Below are 16,762 nucleotides of genomic sequence, written 5' to 3'. Positions count from 1 at the left end.
GTACGGGCCGGTGTGCGGGACGGGCCCGGTCCGCGGGCGGGGCGCGCGGCCGGTCACTTGGTGCCGAGCGCCTTCTGCAGCGCGGCGAGGTTGGCGCGCTGCACCGAGAAGTAGTCGGTGCCGCGGGACTTGCCGGTGATGCCCTCCAGCGGGTCCAGCACGTCCGTCTTCAGGTGCAGGTCGCCGGCGAGCGTCTTGGCGGTGGCCGGGTTGGCCAGCGTCTCGAAGAACACCGTGGAGACGTGGTGCCGCTCCGCGAGGGTGTGCAGGTCCTTGATGCGGTTGGCGCTGGGCTCGGACTCCGGGTCCAGGCCGCTGATCGCCTCCTCGGTGAGGCCGTAGCGCTCGGCGAGGTAGCCGAAGGCCGCGTGCGTGGTGATGAAGGTGTCCGAGGCGCGGTTCTTCAGCCCGTCCGCGAACTCCTTGTTCAGCGCGTCCAGCTTCTTCACCAGGGCGTCGGTGTTCTTCTGGTAGTCCGCCTTGTGCGCGGGGTCGGCCGCCGCGAACGTGGTGTTGACCCCCTTGGCGACCTGGGCGAACTTCACCGGGTCCAGCCAGACGTGCGGGTCCAGGCCGGGCTCGGACTCGGAGTGCGAGTGGTTGTCGCCGGTGGTGTGGTGGTGCCCGTCGACCTCGGGGCCGTGCGTCTCCAGCGGGGTCAGCTTCGCCGCGTCGGCGATGTGCTTCACCCCGGACTGGGCGACCGCGTCGTCCACGGCGGGCTGGAGGCCCTTGAGGTAGACGATCGCGCCGGCCTCGCCGAGCCGGCCGGTCTGCTGGGGGGTGAGCGTCAGGTCGTGCGGCTCCACGCCGGGCTTGGTGAGGTTGGACACCTCGACGTGGGACCCGCCGATCTGCTGGGCGAGGAACTGCAGCGGATAGAACGACGCCGTCACCTTCAGCTTGCCGTCGTCGGTGCGCCCGGAGGCGGTGGGGGAGCAGGCGGAGAGGGCCAGCAGACCGAGGACCGCGGCTCCGGCGACGGCGGCGGTGGATATGTGAGGGCGCACGTTCATGACACTCATTTTCAACAAAGGTGGAAATGATTGTCAACAAAGTGCGCGCCAGGTCACAGGTGGCCGACAAGCGGCCGGAACCGATCCCGAATCGATTTGGTCCGGGGGGTACGCCCGCCGCTACCCTGAACTATTCGCCCAGCCGTCTCGCGTTCACCACACCTCACCGAGGCGCAGCGCGCCCCCTATCCACTGTCCGACGTCGTACTGAAGAGAGCACCGTGGCCGCCGACAAGATCGATACCATCGTCAGCCTGAGCAAGCGCCGTGGCTTCGTCTACCCCTGCAGTGAGATCTACGGCGGCTCGCGCGCTGCCTGGGACTACGGTCCCCTCGGCGTCGAGCTCAAGGAGAACATCAAGCGCCAGTGGTGGCGCGCCATGGTCACCTCCCGCGAGGACGTGGTCGGCATCGACTCGTCGGTGATCCTGGCCCCCGAGGTGTGGCAGGCGTCCGGCCACGTCGCCACCTTCACCGACCCGCTCACCGAGTGCACCTCCTGCCACAAGCGCTTCCGCGCCGACCACCTGGAGGAGGCGTACGAGGCCAAGCACGGCAGGCTCCCCGAGAACGGCCTCGCCGACATCAACTGCCCGCACTGCGGCAACAAGGGCGGCTTCACCGAGCCCAAGCAGTTCTCCGGTCTGCTCTCCACCCACCTCGGCCCCTCGCAGGACACCGCGTCCGTCGCCTACCTGCGCCCCGAGACCGCCCAGGGCATCTTCACCAACTTCGCGCAGGTCCAGCAGACCTCCCGGAAGAAGCCCCCGTTCGGCATTGCCCAGATGGGCAAGTCCTTCCGGAACGAGATCACCCCGGGCAACTTCATCTTCCGCACCCGCGAGTTCGAGCAGATGGAGATGGAGTTCTTCGTCAAGCCGGGCGAGGACGAGCAGTGGCACGAGTACTGGATGGAGCAGCGCTGGAACTGGTACCGCGACCTCGGTCTCCGCGAGGAGAACGTCCGCTGGTACGAGCACCCCAAGGAGAAGCTGTCCCACTACTCCAAGCGCACCGCTGACATCGAGTACCGCTTCCAGTTCGGCGGCTCGGAGTGGGGCGAGCTGGAGGGTGTCGCCAACCGCACCGACTACGACCTCTCCTCGCACGCCAAGGCGTCCGGCCAGGACCTCTCCTACTTCGACCAGGAGGCCGGCGAGCGCTACACCCCGTACGTCATCGAGCCGGCGGCCGGTGTCGGCCGCACCATGCTCGCCTTCATGCTCGACGCCTACACCGAGGACGAGGCGCCCAACGCCAAGGGCAAGCTGGAGAAGCGCACCGTGCTGCGCCTCGACCCGCGCCTGTCCCCGGTGAAGGTCGCGGTCCTCCCGCTCTCCCGCAACCCGCAGCTCTCGCCGAAGGCGAAGGGTCTCGCCGCGGACCTCCGCAAGTTCTGGAACATCGAGTTCGACGACGCCGGCGCCATCGGCCGCCGCTACCGTCGCCAGGACGAGATCGGCACCCCGTTCTGCGTCACCGTCGACTTCGACACCCTCGACGACAACGCCGTCACGGTGCGCGAGCGCGACACCATGAAGCAGGAGCGCGTGGGCCTGGACCAGATCCAGTCCTACCTGGGCGCGCGACTGCTCGGCTGCTGAGCCGCCTGACGGCGGGAGAGCCGACAGTGGTTCGGGCCGCGGCCGCACGGCCGTGGCCCGAACCGGCGCCCCCGGCGACAGCATGAACGCCGGCCGGTCCCCGAGGAGTTGGGGACCGGCCGGCGTTGCGTTTTCTCATGTGTTCCCTCACGGGGCGCGGCGGCGCGCTCCGTTGTCGTCCTTGGTCTTTCTTGCCCTGGGGCCTGTGCGACGGGGCAGAAGCGCCCTAGCCGCGCAGTCCGCGCAGGACGAGGTCGCGGACGGCGTCGAAGTCGTCGGTGATCTCCGGGCGGGACCACTCGGGGGCGTAACACGGGTCGTGGAAGCGGCCGGTGGCGGCGAAGACGGCGTGCGCGGTGGTGGCGGGGGAGTCGGCGCGGAAGGCGCCCTCCGCGACACCCGCCTCGATGATCTTCGTCAACTGCGCTTCGAGATCGCTGACGTGCCGGTCGACCACGCCACCGCTCTCGCCGATCAACGTCATGTAGGTGGCGAAGAGTTCGGGATCGTCACCGGCCTTGTGCCGCTTGGTGTCGAAGAGCGTGGCCAGCCAGTGGCCCAGCCGGTCCTCGGCGGGCCCCGCCTCGTCGACGATCGCCGCCAGCTGCTGGCTCGTACGGTCCAGCCAGCGAGCCGTGACCGCCTCCCGCAGCGCCGTCTTCGTACGGAAGTGACGGTAGACGCTGCCGTGGCTGACCCCCAGCGCCCGCGCGACATCGACCACCGTCGCCTTGGCCGGCCCATACCGGCGCAGCACCTCCTCGGTGGCTTCGAGGATCCGCTCGGGCGTCAACGTCTCGGGTGGCATGGTGCCGGGCCGACCTTTCCATCAGGGGCCCTGGCGGGGGCCGGGCCTCTACGTATGGACGGTACCTTGCGCTGGCCGCTGGCCGCTGGCCGCTGGCCGCTTGGCTGTCTTCCCACGTAGTCGGCGTTCCCGCCGTAGGGGTTCGCCTTGCTTGCGCCTGGCGGCGCTTCGCCTTTTGCGCCTGCGGCGCGTGTCCGCTGCGCGGGGCTGTTGGGTGCGGTGACGGGCCTCCGGGGCAGGGGTGTGCCGGACTGCTTCGCTTTACGTCCGGCACACCCCTGCCCCGGAGGCCCGTCCCCTCCCGTTGTGGGTCATGAAAACCCATAGACGGGGCAACGGTTGCTGGGCTCCTGCGGGCTCTGGACTGAGGGGCGGCCGTCCCTCAACGAGTGACCGTCAGCCCTCGACAAGCGACCGTTGGCGGACCAGCCGGCTCAGCCCCCACCCACCGTCTTTATGACCACTCACGGGAGGGGACGGGCCGGAGGGGGTGGTGTGTCGGACGTAAAGCGCAGCAGTCCGACACACCACCCCCGCAGGCCCGGCACCGCACCCGACAGCCCCGCGCAGCGGACCGGCCCCGCGCAGCGGCAAACCAATGCCCGCGAAGCGGGCCGGAACAGCCCCGCGCAGCGGACCCGCAATGCGCCGCAGGCGCAACAGGACAAGCCCCCCACGGCCGGAAGGCCGACAACGTACGACGAGGCTCGCGCCGCCAGGCGCAAGCGGCGAACCCCTACGGCGGGAACGCCGGCTACGTGGGAAGCAAAGCCCAGCGCTCAGCGCTCGCTGTCGAGGTGCGCCATCTGTGACGACGGGTAGCGGGCGCCGGAGGCCGCTCCGGCGGGGATCGCTCGTTCGATGGCGGTGAGGTCGGTGGGGGCGAGGGTGGTGTCGAGGGCGCCGAGGGCCTCGGTGAGGCGGTCGCGGCGGCGGGCGCCGATGAGGGGGACGATGTCCTCGCCGCGGGAGAGGACCCAGGCGATGGCGGTCTGGGCGACCGTGATGCCCTTCTCGTCGGCGATCTTGCGGAGGGCGTCGACCAGGTCGAGGTTGCGGTCGAGGTTCTCGCCCTGGAAGCGGGGGGACATGCCGCGGAAGTCGTTGGCGGCGAGCTTGCGGTCGCGCTCGAAGTGGCCGCTGATCAGGCCGCGGGAGAGGACGCCGTAGGCGGTGACGCCGATGCCCAGCTCGCGGGCCGTGGGCAGGATCGCGTCCTCGATGCCGCGGGAGAGCAGGGAGTACTCGATCTGGAGGTCGGAGATCGGGGCGACCGCGGCGGCCCGGCGGAGGGTGTCCGTGCCGACCTCGGAGAGGCCGATGTGGCGGACGTGGCCGGCCTCGACCAGCTCGGCGATGGCGCCGACGGTCTCCTCGATCGGGACGTCCGGGTCGACGCGGGCGATGCGGTAGATGTCGATGTGGTCGGTGCCCAGGCGCTGGAGGGAGTACGCGGCGAAGTTCTTCACCGCGGCGGGGCGGCCGTCATAGCCGCTGAAGCCGCCCTCGACGGTGCGCAGGGCGCCGAACTTCACGCTGAGCAGGGCCTTTTCGCGCCGGGCGGCGGGGGCGGTGCGGAGCGCCTCGTTGATGAGGAGTTCGTTGTGGCCCATGCCGTAGAAGTCGCCGGTGTCGAGGAGGGTGATGCCTGCTTCGAGGGCGGCGTGGACGGTGGCGAGGGATTCGGTGCGGTCGGCGTCGCCGTAGAGGGCGGACATGCCCATGCAGCCGAGGCCGAGGGCGGAGGTCTGCGGGCCGGTGGTGCCGAGGGTGCGGGTCTGCACGGCGTGCTCCTGGGGTGGGAGGGGAGAGGGGTGGCGTCGGCGGGCTGGCCCGTCGCGCCGTGCATCCACCATGACATGACGGCTGACAGATTTCAATATTTGTCATCCGTAAGGGTGAGGGGTGTGCGCATCGGCGAGGCCGCCCCGGGGCCCCGCCGCAGGTCAGCGCATGGTGCGGGGCAGCCGGAAGCCGAGCAGGGTGGTGCCCAGGACGATCACCAGCTGGGCCAGGACGGTTGCGAGGAACGCGTCGCGGATGCCCGCGGAGGGCAGCAGGGCGAGGAAGAGCGTGCCGAGCGTCGCCACACCCAGCGCCAGCCCCGACTGCTGGGTGGTGACCATCACGCCGCCGCCGACCCCGGCCTGCGCCACCGGCAGTTCGCTCAGCACGATCCGCAGCAGCACCGGCAGGACCATTCCCTGACCGAGGCCCAGCACGGTCATGCTCGGCGCGAGCGCGGCCACCGGGATGTCGGGCCAGCCCGCCCGGACGGTGAGGACCAGGGCGAGAAGCCCGGCGCCCTGGATCAGCGAACCGGTGATCACCACCTTGCGCCCGAAGCGCTGCACCAGCCGGGGCCCGGCCAGCGAGGAGAGGAAGAAGGCGACGCAGAGCGGGACCAGCGCGACGCCCGCGGCCAGCGGCCCGTAGCGCAGTCCGCTCTGGAGGGCGACCGCCACCACGAACATGAAGCCGCCGAAGCCCACCGAGAACGGGACGATCATGGCCAGCCCGCTGCGGACCGAGGGGATGCCGAAGAGCGAGGGCGGGACCAGCGGCGTCCGCCCGGCACGCTCCGCGCGGCGCTCCACCACGACGAACGCCACGGCGGCGAACGGGAAGACGGCCAGCAGCACCCAGGACCACACGGGCCAGCCGGCGGCGCGGCCCTCGGTCAGCGGCAGCAGCAGCGTGACCAGCGTGGTGGCCAGCAGCGCGGTGCCGGGACCGTCCACCCGGCTGGGGTGCGGCGACCGCGTCTCGGGCACCGTACGGGCCGCCAGCAGCCAGGCCACCACGGCGATCGGCACGTTCACCAGGAACACCGCGCGCCAGCCGCTGCCGGCCAGATTCACCGAGACCAGCAGCCCGCCGAGCACCTGACCGACGGCGCTGGAGACCCCGGCCGTGCCGCCGTAGAGGCTGACGGCCTTGGCGCGCCGCTGGCCGGTGGTGGTGGCCTGGATGGTGGCGAGCACCTGGGGCAGCAGCAGCGCGGCCGCCGCGCCCTGGGCGACCCGGGCGGCCACCAACGTCCAGGCGTCCGGGGCCAGTCCGCAGGCCAGGGAGGTCAGCCCGAACGTCGACAGTCCCCAGAGGAAGAGACGGCGCCGCCCGACCATGTCGCCGAGCCGGCCGCCGAGCACCAGCAGCGTGGCGTAGGAGACGCCGTAGCCGGCCACCACCATCTCCAGCATCGCGGGGCCGGCGTGCAGATCGTGGTCGATGGTGGGCAGGGCGACGTTGACGATGAAGAAGTCGATCAACGGGAGGGCGGCGCCCAGCAGGACGGTCAGCAGGCCGAGCGGGGTGAGCAGCGGGGCGGCCCCCGGGCCGGGGCGGGCGGCGGGAGCCGGGCCGGCGGACCCGGTGGGCGGGGTGGTGGACGGGGCGTCCAAAGTGGCGGAGGCTATGGGTGTTTCACTCACGGACAAGAGAATCCCGGGTCGCTCAGCCGGGTACCAGAGTGTCCTTATCCTGGTACCAGCGCTACCTGGCAACCGGCTGCGGGCTGCGGCACGCTGGACGCATGACGGTGGATGTGGGCGAGACGGCGGGGGCGGCCCGAGCGGGTGCGCGGGTGCCCGGGGCGACGAGCGCGAGCGGTGCTGCCTGGACGGTACCGGGCCGCGCCGGGCACCGCGCGGACGACGCGGTCCGGCGGGCCGAGCTGGCCGCCTTCCTGCGCAGCCGGCGCGAGCGGATCACCCCCGAGCAGGTCGGGCTGCCGCGCGGCACCCGCCGCCGCACCCCGGGCCTGCGCCGCGAGGAGGTCGCCCAGCTCGGCGCCGTCGGCGTCACCTGGTACACCTGGCTCGAACAGGGCCGGGACATCCACGTCTCGCCCCAGGTGCTGGACGCCGTCGCCCGCGCCCTGTTGCTGGACCGTGCCGAGCGCAGCCACCTCTTCGCGCTGGCCGGCTCGGTCGACCCGATGCCGGGCAAGGAGTGCACCGGCGTCCCCCGCGCACTGCGGGACGTCCTGGACCAGCTCGCCCCGTATCCCGCCGTCGTCCAGAACAGCCGGTTCGACATCCTCGCCTACAACAGCACCTACGGGCAGCTGTTGTGCGAGCTGGACGCGCTGCCCGACGAGGACCGCAACTGCATGTGGCTGGCGTTCACCCACGCCGGGTGGCGGACGGGGCTGGCCGACTGGGAGGCCACGGTCCGGACGATGACGGCCAAGTTCCGTTCGGCGATGGCCGAGCACATCGCGGAGCCGGGCTGGAAGGCGCTGGTGGCCCGGCTGACGGAGGCGTCGCCGGAGTTCCGCGAGATATGGGCGCAGCACGAGGTCGAGCGTCCCCGGGGCGTGGTCAAGGTCTTCCGGCACCCGGTCGTCGGCGTCCTCCAGCTGATCGGCACCAACATGTGGCTGGGCCCCAATCCCGGGGCGAAGGTGCTGACTTACACGCCGGTGGACGAGGCGAGCCGGGAGCGGCTGCAGGAGCTGGAGAAGCTGGCGCACGCGGTGGCGTTGTAGGGCCGGCCGGTCCCCTGCTCCGGCCGCTCCCGTTACGACCCGGTGCCCGCCCGGGAGTGGTCGCGGGTGCCCTCGTCCTCGAAGAGGGCGGCGGTGTGCCGGGCGGTCGCGCGGGCCCAGCGGCCCGTGGTCAGGGCGCCGAGGAGGAGGATGGCGCCGCCGCAGCCGACGATGATCCACCAGGCCGGGTGGGCGGCGGCCAGGAACTCCGGGCGGGTGGCGCCGGCGTGCGCCCCGCCGGCCAGTACGGCGCCGAACACCGCGACGCCTAGCGACTGCCCGACCTGCCGGCTGGTGGAGGCCACGGCCGCCGCGACGCCCGCCTGGGTGCGCGGCATGCCGGACACCGCGGTGTTGGTGATCGGGGCGTTGACCAGCCCGAACCCGATGCCGAAGAGGACGTATCCGGTGAAGAGCAGCGGGGTGGCCGACTCGGTGTTGAAGGCCGCGAAGAGCAGGCCGCTGGCCGCCGTGGCGCAGCCGGCCAGCAGCAGCGGCAGCCGCGCACCGCGCCCGCCGACCAGCCGCCCGGACAGCGGCGCGAAGATCAGTGTCATCCCGGCCATCGGCAGCATGTAGAGCCCGGCCTGGAGGGCGGACAGGCCGCGGATGTTCTGCAGGTAGAGGGTGTTGACGAACAGGAAGCCGCCGAGCGCGGCGAACGCGCAGACCGCTATCACGGTGGCGCCGGCGAACGGGGCGCTGTGGAAGAACCGCAGGTCGATCAGCGGTTCCCGGCGGCGTCGCTCGTAGCCGACCAGGGCCGCCAGGGAGGCCAGCGCCAGCACCGCGAACGCCAGGATCCGCGCCGAGGTCCAGCCCGCTTCCGGGGCCTCGATGATCGCGTACGTCAGTGAGCCGAGCAGCGTGATCACCAGCAGCTGGCCCACCGGGTCGACCCGGCGCGGCCGGGGCGCACGGGACTCCGGCACCCAGCGGAGGGTGAGGACGAGCGCCAGGACGCCGATCGGGACGTTGATCCAGAAGATCGAGCGCCAGCCGACGCTCTGCACCAGCAGCCCGCCGATCACCGGCCCGGCGGCCATGCTGATGCCGACCACGCCGCCCCACACCCCGATGGCGCGGGCCCGCTCCCGGGGGTCGGTGAAGGTGTTGGTGATGATCGACAGGGCGACGGGGTTGAGCATCGAGCCGCCGACCGCCTGCACCATCCGGAACACCACCAGCCAGCCCAGGTCGGGCGCCAGGCTGCACAGCAGCGAGTCGAGCGAGAAGACCACCAGGCCGGCCATGAAGACCCGGCGGCGGCCCAGGCGGTCCGCGGTCGAGCCGGCGAGCATCAGGAGCGCGGCCAGCACCAGGGTGTAGGCGTCGATCGTCCACTGCATACCGGAGACCGAGGCGCCCAGTTCGTGCTGCATCGAGGGCAGGGCGACGTTGAGGACGGTGTTGTCGAGACTGACGATCAGCAGGCTCATGCAGCAGATCGCCAGGACGAGCAGACGCCGCCGGCGGCTGAGGTCGGTCATGGTTGAACGCTACAACGATCCCGGCGGGGCGGCCCCTGGCGGGGGAACCGCTCAGGTGCGGGACAATGGGAGCCATGAGTTCGCTGCAGATCGGCCCGCACACGGTGCAGCCCCCCGTGGTCCTGGCACCGATGGCCGGGATCACCAACGCCCCGTTCCGGACGCTGTGCCGGGAATTCGCCGAAGGCGACGGCTGGGGGTCCGGGGGTCGGCCCCCGGGAGATCGCAGCAGTGGTGGCAAGGGGCTCTTCGTCAGCGAGATGATCACGACTCGGGCGCTGGTCGAGCGCAACGAGAAGACCATGCAGCTGATCCACTTCGACGCGACCGAGCGCCCGCGCTCGATCCAGCTCTACGGTGTGGATCCGGTCACCGTCGGCAAGGCCGTCCGCATGATCGTCGAGGAGGACCTGGCCGACCACATCGACCTGAACTTCGGCTGCCCGGTCCCCAAGGTCACGCGCAAGGGCGGCGGCTCCGCCCTCCCGTACAAGCGGCCCCTGTTGCGCGCCATCCTCCGCGAGGCGGTCAGTGGCGCCGGTGACCTGCCGGTGACGATGAAGATGCGCAAGGGCATCGACGAGGACCACCTCACCTACCTCGACGCCGGCCGGATCGCCGTCGAGGAGGGCGTCACCGCCGTCGCCCTGCACGGCCGCACCACCTCCCAGCACTACGGCGGCACCGCCGACTGGGACGCCATCGCCCGGCTGAAGGAGCACGTCCCGGAGATCCCGGTGCTCGGCAACGGCGACATCTGGTCGGCCGACGACGCGGTGCGGATGATGCGGGAGACCGGCTGCGACGGTGTCGTGGTCGGCCGCGGCTGCCTGGGCCGCCCCTGGCTCTTCGGCGATCTGGTCGCCGCCTTCGAGGGCACCGGCGCGCCGAAGGCCCCCGGCCTGCGCGAGGTCGCGGCCGTCATGGTGCGGCACGCCACCCTGCTCGGCGAGTGGCTGGGCGACGAGGCCCGCGGGGTGATCGACTTCCGCAAGCACGTCGCCTGGTACCTCAAGGGCTTCGCGGTCGGCTCCGAGATGCGCAAGCGGCTGGCGATCAGCTCGTCGCTGGCCGAGCTGGCGGAGGGGCTGCACGAGCTCGACCTGGACCAGCCGTGGCCGGCCGGCGCCGACGGCCCGCGCGGCCGGACCTCCGGCAACAACCGCGTGGTGCTTCCGGACGGTTGGCTGCGCGACCCCTACGACTGCGCCGGCGTCGGCGAGGACGCCGAGCTGGACACCTCCGGCGGCTGACCGGCGGCCTCTCGAACGGGCCGGTGCGCGGCGGCCGTTCGGCCCCCGGGCCGGGCCGGGCCCGCCGCCCCGGCCAGCAGCCCGGCCGCGCCGACCTCCCGATAGCGCGCCAGCAGCTCGTCGAGCACCCGCGCCGCGTCCGCGTCCGCCGGCGTGTAGATCCACAGCTTGGCGTCCGGCGCCTCGGTGCGGGTGAAGCCGGTGGCGACGATGGTGACGCGGCGGCCGTCGACCGCCCGGAACGTCTTGCGGTGCGCGGCCGGCGCGGCGACGTCATGGCGCGCCCACATTTCCGCGAACAGCGGGGACGCTTCGGCCAGCCGCCGGATGTACGCCTGCCACTGCGGGTCCTGGAGCCGGCGGCCGAACTCGTTCCGCAGGTGCCCCAGCATGACGGACACCTCACGCTCCCAGTCCACCAGCGGCCGGGATTCCTCGTCCGCGGTGAACAGCCGCCACAGCACGTTCCGTTCCGCCGGCGGCAGCAGCTCGATCCGCGGATCGAGTGCGGCATAGGCGTCGTTGAAGGCCAGCACGTCGTAGCGGGCGCCGACCAGGCCCGCCGGCAGCGGGTTCAGCGCGTCGAGGATCGTCTGGAGCGTGTGCTCGCCGGGCGGCGGGCCGGCGGGCGGGGGCGCGGCGGTGGCGGCACCGGGGACGTCGGCGAGCCGGTGCAGATGGGCGCGCTCCGCCGGGTCGAGCAGCAGGGCCCGGGCGATCGCGTCCAGCACCTGCGTGCTGGGGTTGATCGGCCGTCCCTGCTCCAGCCACGTGTACCAGGCCACCCCGACACCGGCCCGCTCGGCGACCTCCTCGCGGCGCAGTCCCGGGGTGCGGCGCCGCGGGCCTACGGGCAGCCCGACGTCCTGGGGGGCGAGGCGTTCCCGGCGGAGCCGGAGGAACGCGGCGAGTTCACCGCGCCGGGCGGCCGCGCCGGCGGCGGGGCGGAGGGGGGACAGAGGGGTCGCGGACACCGCCCCATCATCGGCGACGCCCGCGGACGTCTGCCAGATACCACCGGTACCAGGATCACTGCGTCCTGGTACCCGAATGCGCCGCTCGTGAGGATCACCGTCATGAACGGAACAACGCACGTCCCCGGAAAGAGAGTTGCCGGGGCACCGACGCACACTTCGACGTCCCCGGCGGCGCAGCGCGGCACCGGAGTTCTGGTCGTCGTCCTCGGCGCGGTCTTCATGGCGCTGCTGGACGCCACCGTCGTCAATGTCGCGACCCCGGCCGTCCGCGGCGATCTGCGCACCACCGGCGCCGCGCTGCAACTGATCGTCTCCGGCTACACCCTGGCGTACGCGGCGCTGCTGATCACCGGGGCCCGGCTCGGCGCCCGGCACGGCTTCCGGACCGTCTTCCTGCTGGGCCTGACGGTCTTCACCCTCGCCTCGGCCGCCTGCGGACTGGCGCCGGGGGCGGGGGCGCTGATCGGCGCCCGGGTGGTGCAGGGGCTCGGCGCCGGGCTGATGGTGCCGCAGATCTACAGCTTGATCCAGCTCACCTTCGAAGGGCGGGCGCGGGCCCGGGCGTTGAGCCTCTACGCGACGGTGATCGCGGCGGCGGTGGTGGTCGGGCAGGTCGCCGGCGGGCTGCTGGTCAGCGCGGACCTGTTCGGTACCGGATGGCGCCCGGTCTTCCTGATCAACGTGCCGGTCGGGGCGGCCCTGCTGGCCGCGGCGGCCCGGTTGCTGCCGCGGCAGTCGGACCGCACGGCCAAGGGGCTGGACCTGCCCGGTGTGGTGACGCTGACCGCCGCGCTGCTGTTGCTGGTCGTCCCGCTGGTACTGGGGCACGAGCGGCACTGGCCGCGGTGGACGGGGGTGTGCCTGGCCGCCGCGGTACCGGCGGCGGTGCTGTTCGTCCTCGTCGAGCGGGCGGTGGCCCGGCGCGGGGGCGCGCCGCTGGTCCCCGGGCGGGTGCTGCGCTCGCCGGATCTGGTGTGCGGCGCGGCGGCGCTGTTCTTCTGCATGGCCGGCTATGCGGGCTTCCTGTTCGCCTTCTCCCAGCACCTCCAGACGGGCCTGGGGGAGTCCGCGGTGCGCGCCGGGCTGACCTTCGTGCCGCTGGCGGCGGGAGTGGCCGTGGGCAGCCTCACCTGGCAGCGGCTGCCCGCCCGTTGCCATCTGCCGATGATCGCCGTGGCCTGCGCCCTGGCCGGGGCCGGCTACCTCGGCCTCGGCCTGGTCCTGCGCGGCGGCACCGGCAGCCCGGCCGTGCTGCTGCTCCAACTGGTCTGGGGGCTGGGCCTGGGCTTCACCACCAGTCCGCTGCTGACGCTGGCGCTGTCCGGGATCGCCCCGGCCGACGCCGCCGACGCCAGCGGGGTGTTGACCACCGTCCCGCAGCTCGCCCAGGTGATCGGCGTCGCGGGCTACGGCAGCGTCTTCCTGACCCGGGCGGCGGGCTCGGGCGGCCGGGCGGCGGCCTCGGCGCACGCGCTGTACGCGACCTCGCTCCCGGTGGCGGTCGGCAGTCTGCTCGCCGGGCTGGCGGTGCTGCCGCTGCTGCGCCGCCGGCGGCTCCCGGGCGGGGCCACCGAGCGGCCGCACACGGCACGTTGAGCACCGCCGCCGGTGCGACGGGCCGCCGGTCGGGCCCGCCGTCCGGTATACGACTCCGGGCGGCGGGGCGGACGTTCCCGCAGGCGGCGAACTATGGCCCGATCCGGACGCCCGGCGCGCGGTGGCCGGTGCCTCGCCGTCCCGGAGCGGCGGGTGGCCGAATTGCGCGCCGATCTGCCGCCCGGACGAAAACGGGCCCCCGTTCCGGTCGCCGCGTTTCTTGATCACGCGAACGTGAAGGGTCCAGATGATGGGACCTCATCACACATGAGCGCGTGATTCTCGCCACCCCTGATAGGGGTTGCGCTCAGATGAGCAGCAAAGGGTGGGCTCTACCTCTCGCAATGGTGGCACCGGGTGCCACTCGCTATCCGTTCAATCCATCAAGTGAAACGTAGCGTTAAGTAGCGATCGCCGCCTGAGTGACTGCGGAGCGCAGTGATGCATTCAGGTTATAAACGATGGTGGAAACGCATGATCACTTTCGATCTGCTGGCTGACGCCGGGTTACGCACGTATGTCGACCAAGTGGACGTACCCATACGCCTTCGATCTGGGTATGTTCCTCGCCGTCAGGGCAGCCCGTCGGCGAGGAGTCAGAGCCGTGCCGGAAACACAAGATCCCCACGTAAGCCAGTCTTCTTCCGTGAAGTTCGTCTACGACTTCACCGAGGGCAACAAGGACCTCAAGGACCTCCTTGGTGGCAAGGGCGCCAACCTCGCGGAGATGACCAACCTGGGACTTCCCGTCCCGCCCGGCTTCACGATCACCACCGAGGCGTGCAAGGTCCACCTGGAGAGCGGCAGCGAGCCCGCGGCACTCCGTGCCGAGGTCTCCGAGCACCTCGACGCCCTTGAGCGGAAGATGGGGAAGAAGCTCGGCCAGGCGGACGACCCGCTGCTGGTCTCGGTCCGCTCCGGTGCGAAGTTCTCGATGCCCGGCATGATGGACACCGTCCTCAACATCGGCCTCTCCGACGCGTCGGTTTCCGGCCTCGCCGCGCAGGCCGGCGACGAGCGGTTCGCCTGGGACTCCTACCGCCGCCTCATCCAGATGTTCGGCAAGACCGTGCTGGGCGTCGACGGCGAGCTCTTCGAGGAGGCCCTGGAGGACGCCAAGAACGCCAAGGGCGTCACTGTCGACGTGGACCTGGACGCCGCCGACCTGCGGGGGCTGGTCGACAACTTCAAGCAGATCGTCACCAAGGAGACCGGCCGGGACTTCCCGCAGGACCCGCGCGAGCAGATGGACCTCGCCGTCCGCGCGGTCTTCGACTCCTGGAACACCGACCGCGCCAAGCTCTACCGCCGCCAGGAGCGCATCCCCGGCGACCTCGGCACCGCGGTCAACGTCTGCTCCATGGTCTTCGGCAACCTCGGCCCCGACTCCGGCACCGGCGTCGCCTTCACCCGCGACCCGGCCAGCGGCCACCAGGGCGTCTACGGCGACTACCTGCAGAACGCGCAGGGCGAGGACGTCGTCGCCGGCATCCGCAACACCGTCCCGCTCGCGGACCTGGAGTCGATCGACAAGAAGTCGTACGACGAGCTGATGCAGATCATGGAGACGCTCGAAACGCACTACAGGGACCTGTGCGACATCGAGTTCACCATCGAGCGCGGCAAACTGTGGATGCTGCAGACCCGGGTCGGCAAGCGCACCGCCGGCGCCGCCTTCCGCATCGCCACCCAGCTCGTCGACCAGGGCCTGATCGACGAGGCCGAGGCCCTCCAGCGGGTCAACGGCGCGCAGCTGGCGCAGCTGATGTTCCCCCGCTTCGACCTGGACGCGAAGTCCGAGCTGATCGGCCGCGGCATCGCCGCCTCCCCGGGCGCGGCGGTCGGCAAGGCCGTCTTCGACTCCTACACCGCCGTCAAGTGGTCGCGCTCCGGCGAGAAGGTCATCCTGATCCGCCGCGAGACCAACCCCGACGACCTCAACGGCATGATCGCCGCCGAGGGCATCCTCACCTCCCGCGGCGGCAAGACCTCGCACGCCGCCGTCGTCGCCCGCGGCATGGGCAAGACCTGTGTCTGCGGCGCCGAGGAGCTGGAGGTCGACACCAAGACCCGCAAGCTGACCACGCCGGACGGCACGGTCATCGAGGAGGGCGACGTCGTCTCCATCGACGGCTCCACCGGCAAGGTGTACGCCGGCGAGGTCCCGGTCGTGCCGTCGCCGGTCGTGGAGTACTTCGAGGGCCGGATGCACGCCGGCGCCGACGACGCCGACGAACTGGTGCAGGCCGTGCACCGGATCATGGCCTACGCGGACCGGGTCCGCCGGCTGCGCGTCCGGGCCAACGCCGACAACGCCGAGGACGCCGCCCGCGCCCGCCGGTTCGGCGCCCAGGGCATCGGCCTGTGCCGCACCGAGCACATGTTCCTCGGCGAGCGCCGGGAGATGGTCGAGCGGCTGATCCTGGCCCACACCGACGCCGACAGGGAAGCCGCCCTCGCCGAGCTGCTGCCGCTCCAGAAGGCCGACTTCATCGAGCTGTTCGAGGCGATGGACGGCCTGCCGGTGACGGTCCGGCTGCTCGACCCGCCGCTGCACGAGTTCCTGCCCGACATCACCGACCTCTCGGTGCGGGTCGCGCTCGCCGAGGCCCGCCAGGAGCCGCACGAGAACGACCTCCGCCTCCTCCAGGCCGTGCACAAGCTGCACGAGCAGAACCCGATGCTGGGTCTGCGCGGCGTCCGCCTCGGCCTGGTCATCCCCGGCCTGTTCGCCATGCAGGTACGGGCCATCGCCGAGGCCGCCGCCGAGCGCCGGAACGCCAAGGGCGACCCGCGGGCCGAGATCATGATCCCGCTGGTCGGCACCGTCCAGGAGCTGGAGATCGTCCGCGAGGAGGCCGAGCAGGTCATCGCCGAGGTCGAGCAGGCCCGCGGCGTCAGCCTCAAGCTCACCCTCGGCACCATGATCGAGCTGCCCCGCGCCGCCCTCACGGCCGGTCAGATCGCCGAGTCCGCCGACTTCTTCTCCTTCGGCACCAACGACCTGACCCAGACCGTCTGGGGCTTCTCCCGGGACGACGTGGAGGCCAGCTTCTTCACCGCGTACCTGGAGAAGGGCATCTTCGGCGTCAGCCCCTTCGAGACCATCGACAAGGACGGCGTGGGCTCCCTGGTCCGCAGCGCCGCCGCGGCCGGCCGGGCCACCCGCCCCGACCTCAAGCTCGGCGTCTGCGGCGAGCACGGCGGCGACCCGGAGTCCGTCCACTTCTTCCACGAGGTCGGCCTGGACTACGTCTCCTGCTCCCCGTTCCGCATCCCGGTCGCCCGCCTGGAGGCGGGCCGGGCGGCGGCCGAATCCCAGGGCAGCGACAGCCGCTGACCCCACCCGGGGACCACGTCCCCGCGAACCACCGGAGCCGGCGGCGGCACCCTGCCACCCTCAACGCCCGCCGCCCGCTCCGGCTCCCTACGAGGGCGGCACCTGTGCGGAGGTGCCGCCCTCGGTTTTGTGGCCTGCGGGAACTCTTAGATAGCGGCCTTGACCTGCGAAAAGTACTCGCAGTGA

Annotated in this window: 11 protein-coding genes; 5 read left to right on the top strand and 6 right to left on the bottom strand. The window is 71.9% G+C overall.

Annotated features, from left to right (window positions below):
- Positions 1-53: 53 nt before the first annotated feature.
- Entirely contained in the window at positions 54-1,016 is a 963-nt protein-coding gene (locus K2224_RS00330) for a metal ABC transporter substrate-binding protein (protein WP_221904618.1), read from the bottom strand.
- Between the two features lie 221 nt (positions 1,017-1,237).
- On the opposite strand from K2224_RS00330, the gene K2224_RS00325 reads away from it, so the two are divergent.
- Entirely contained in the window at positions 1,238-2,620 is a 1,383-nt protein-coding gene (locus tag K2224_RS00325) for a glycine--tRNA ligase (protein ID WP_221904617.1), read from the top strand.
- Positions 2,621-2,846: 226 nt separating this feature from the next.
- Here the strand turns inward: K2224_RS00325 and K2224_RS00320 are convergent, their stop codons facing one another.
- The 3 genes from K2224_RS00320 to K2224_RS00310 form a co-directional block, all read right to left on the bottom strand.
- A complete protein-coding gene (locus K2224_RS00320; RefSeq protein ID WP_221904616.1) occupies positions 2,847-3,428 on the bottom strand; it encodes a TetR family transcriptional regulator in 582 nt (193 codons plus the stop codon).
- A 779-nt stretch (positions 3,429-4,207) separates the two neighbouring features.
- A complete protein-coding gene (locus K2224_RS00315) occupies positions 4,208-5,212 on the bottom strand; it encodes an aldo/keto reductase (protein ID WP_221904615.1) in 1,005 nt (334 codons plus the stop codon).
- Positions 5,213-5,374: 162 nt separating this feature from the next.
- On the bottom strand, positions 5,375-6,862 hold the full coding sequence (locus K2224_RS00310) for an MFS transporter (protein ID WP_221904614.1): 1,488 nt from the start codon (positions 6,860-6,862) through the stop codon (positions 5,375-5,377).
- A 101-nt stretch (positions 6,863-6,963) separates the two neighbouring features.
- Between K2224_RS00310 and K2224_RS00305 the strand changes: the two genes are divergently transcribed.
- Positions 6,964-7,920, top strand: coding sequence for a helix-turn-helix transcriptional regulator (locus tag K2224_RS00305; RefSeq protein ID WP_221904613.1), 957 nt, complete (start codon positions 6,964-6,966; stop codon positions 7,918-7,920).
- Positions 7,921-7,952: 32 nt separating this feature from the next.
- Here the strand turns inward: K2224_RS00305 and K2224_RS00300 are convergent, their stop codons facing one another.
- Positions 7,953-9,410, bottom strand: coding sequence for an MFS transporter (locus K2224_RS00300; RefSeq protein WP_221904612.1), 1,458 nt, complete (start codon positions 9,408-9,410; stop codon positions 7,953-7,955).
- A 65-nt stretch (positions 9,411-9,475) separates the two neighbouring features.
- Between K2224_RS00300 and dusB the strand changes: the two genes are divergently transcribed.
- The gene (gene dusB / locus K2224_RS00295) at positions 9,476-10,663 is read left to right on the top strand and encodes a tRNA dihydrouridine synthase DusB (RefSeq protein ID WP_221904611.1); all 1,188 of its coding nucleotides are present in this window, start codon (positions 9,476-9,478) and stop codon (positions 10,661-10,663) included.
- On the opposite strand, the gene K2224_RS00290 is transcribed toward dusB, so the two are convergent.
- On the bottom strand, positions 10,609-11,637 hold the full coding sequence (locus K2224_RS00290) for a helix-turn-helix transcriptional regulator (protein ID WP_260692263.1): 1,029 nt from the start codon (positions 11,635-11,637) through the stop codon (positions 10,609-10,611). The genes dusB and K2224_RS00290 overlap by 55 nt on opposite strands.
- A gap of 102 nt (positions 11,638-11,739) precedes the next feature.
- Between K2224_RS00290 and K2224_RS00285 the strand changes: the two genes are divergently transcribed.
- Both K2224_RS00285 and ppdK read left to right on the top strand, forming a co-directional pair.
- A complete protein-coding gene (locus tag K2224_RS00285; RefSeq protein ID WP_260692262.1) occupies positions 11,740-13,236 on the top strand; it encodes an MFS transporter in 1,497 nt (498 codons plus the stop codon).
- A 604-nt stretch (positions 13,237-13,840) separates the two neighbouring features.
- A complete protein-coding gene (ppdK, locus tag K2224_RS00280) occupies positions 13,841-16,576 on the top strand; it encodes a pyruvate, phosphate dikinase (RefSeq protein WP_221904610.1) in 2,736 nt (911 codons plus the stop codon).
- Positions 16,577-16,762 lie beyond the last annotated feature (186 nt).

Source organism: Streptomyces sp. BHT-5-2 (assembly GCF_019774615.1).
In the GTDB taxonomy this organism is placed as follows: Bacteria; Actinomycetota; Actinomycetes; order Streptomycetales; family Streptomycetaceae; genus Streptomyces.
The sequence above is the reverse complement of the archived record's forward strand: the minus strand, read 5'-3'. Positions and strand labels throughout refer to the sequence as shown.

Coding starts and splice junctions, on each gene's coding strand:
- K2224_RS00330 (WP_221904618.1), bottom strand. CDS start 1,016: ATGAACGTGCGCCCTCACATATCCACCGCCGCCGTCGCCGGAGCCGCG.
- K2224_RS00320 (WP_221904616.1), bottom strand. CDS start 3,428: ATGCCACCCGAGACGTTGACGCCCGAGCGGATCCTCGAAGCCACCGAG.
- K2224_RS00285 (WP_260692262.1), top strand. CDS start 11,740: ATGAACGGAACAACGCACGTCCCCGGAAAGAGAGTTGCCGGGGCACCG.
- K2224_RS00305 (WP_221904613.1), top strand. CDS start 6,964: ATGACGGTGGATGTGGGCGAGACGGCGGGGGCGGCCCGAGCGGGTGCG.
- K2224_RS00300 (WP_221904612.1), bottom strand. CDS start 9,410: ATGACCGACCTCAGCCGCCGGCGGCGTCTGCTCGTCCTGGCGATCTGC.
- dusB (WP_221904611.1), top strand. CDS start 9,476: ATGGGAGCCATGAGTTCGCTGCAGATCGGCCCGCACACGGTGCAGCCC.